The sequence below is a fragment of the Streptomyces sp. NPDC005899 genome (assembly GCF_040629645.1).
GTDB lineage: Bacteria > Actinomycetota > Actinomycetes > Streptomycetales > Streptomycetaceae > Streptomyces.
In genome coordinates, this window is sequence record NZ_JBEXWB010000641.1 from 1 (window position 1) to 1,809 (window position 1,809).

Annotated in this window: 1 protein-coding gene and 1 pseudogene; one reads left to right on the top strand and one right to left on the bottom strand. The window is 76.4% G+C overall.

Features of this window, described 5'->3' with window-relative positions; translation table 11 throughout:
* Positions 1 to 842, bottom strand: an 842-nt coding sequence (gene fmt, locus ABZ371_RS32305; protein ID WP_358686442.1) for a methionyl-tRNA formyltransferase, incomplete at its 3' end; no start/stop codon positions are given.
* 379 nt (positions 843 to 1,221) lie between these two features.
* Between fmt and ABZ371_RS32310 the strand changes: the two are divergent.
* Positions 1,222 to 1,728 (top strand): annotated as a pseudogene (locus tag ABZ371_RS32310) (hypothetical protein); the annotation flags it as partial.
* Positions 1,729 to 1,809: the final 81 nt, after the last annotated feature.

Consider the following 1,809-nt stretch of genomic DNA (forward strand, 5'->3'; position numbering starts at 1 on the left):
TGCAGCTCCACGGCGTGCGAGCCGGTCCCCACGTACACGTTGTTCTTCCCGGCGGAGAGCTCGCCGGGCGCGAGGTCCGTACGGTCGGCGACGGGTGCGGCCTGGACCAGCTTGAGGCGCTCCCCGCGGAACAGGGTCCAGGCCCCGGGTGCGGGCGTGCAGCCGCGCACCACGCGGTCGACGCGGAGCGCGGGGTCGGACCAGCGGACCTGCGCGTCCTCCACCGTGATCTTGGGGGCGAGGGTGACGCCCTCGGCGGGCTGCGGGACGGCGTGCAGGGTGCCGTCCTCGATGCCGTCCATGGTGGCGGCGAGCAGGCCCGCGCCGGCGAAGGCCAGCCGCGTGAGCAGGTCGCCGCTGGTGTCGGTGGGGCGCACCCGCTCGGTCAGGACGCCGTAGACCGGCCCGGAGTCCAGGCCCTCCTCGATCAGGAAGGTCGAGGCGCCGGTGACCTCGTCCCCGGCCATCACGGCGTGCTGCACGGGGGCGGCGCCGCGCCAGGCGGGGAGCAGGGAGAAGTGCAGGTTGACCCAGCCGCGGGCGGGCACGTCGAGCGCGGCCTTCGGCAGGAGCGCCCCGTAGGCGACGACGGGGCAGCAGTCGGGGCCGATCTCCCGCAGCCGTGCCAGGAAGTCCTCGTCCCGGGGCCTGGCCGGCTTGAGCACCTCGATCCCGGCCTCCTCCGCGCGCTCGGCGACCGGGCTGGCGACCAGTCTGCGCCCCCGCCCGGCCGGGGCGTCGGGACGCGTGACGACGGCGGCCACCTCGTGGCGGCCGGAGGCGATCAGGGCGTCCAGGGCGGGGACGGCTACCTCGGGGGTGCCTGCGAAGACGAGCTTCATGGGTGGCGGACTGCCTCTCGGGCCGGAACGTGCGGTGGCGAGCAGCGCACCAGTCTAGGCCGTCGTACCGGCCCGTGCCGGACCGGGGAGCGGGGCCGGTGCGCGCGCTCCGGGAGGCGGGGACGCGGGACTGCCTGGGTGGTCCGGCCGGCCGTCCGGGCGGAGCCCCGGCCCGCGGGGAGCACGGGTGGCGTGCCCGCGCGCGTCCTGCGGGACGCCCTCCCGGGGGCGTGCGCGGATCCGCGCACGCCGCGAGTATTCACCTGCGCCGATAGCGTGACCACATCGGCGGGTGAGGCGTTGGTCAAGTGAGATTGACCCAAGTGGGCCGCCGTCGTGCGGTCCGATCCCTTTCAACGCCGGTTCGAGAGGCTTGTTCATGGCCGACCACGCAACCCACGACGCCCAAGCGCGTGCCAGTCTGCACCTGTTGGTGCGGGACATCGAGCGGGTCCGGCGGCAGGTGGACGCGCTGCGCACCCTCACCGCGCAGCTGGGCAACGTCTACCGTCCGCGCCGCTCCGGACCCTCGGCGGGCTTCGTCGTCTACGGCAGGGCCCCCGCCCCGACGGTCCGGCTGGCGCAGGAGCTGCGGGACAGCGTCGAGACGCTGGTCACCGCGGCGGTGGACTTCGACCGCTCGCTGGGTTTCTCGTGGGACGCCGTGGGCTCGGCACTCGGGGTCACCAAGCAGGCCGTGCACCGCCGTTACGGTGCCCGGCGCACCGCACCGCAGGCGGTCGAGGCCTCCACGGGGGAGGCGGCCCGCCCTCCGGCCGCAGGGCCCTCCCCCGTGCCCGCCGTGCCGGCCGCTCGCTCGATGCCGCCGCAGCCGTCGGCCGACCGCCCTGCTCCGGTCCACGAGGAACTCCGCCCCGGGCCCCGGCGCGAGCGGGCCCTCGGCGCTCACACCGGCCGGCGGGCCCGGAGCGCTCAGCCGTTGCGCGGGCCGGGGAAGGCGCCGGGG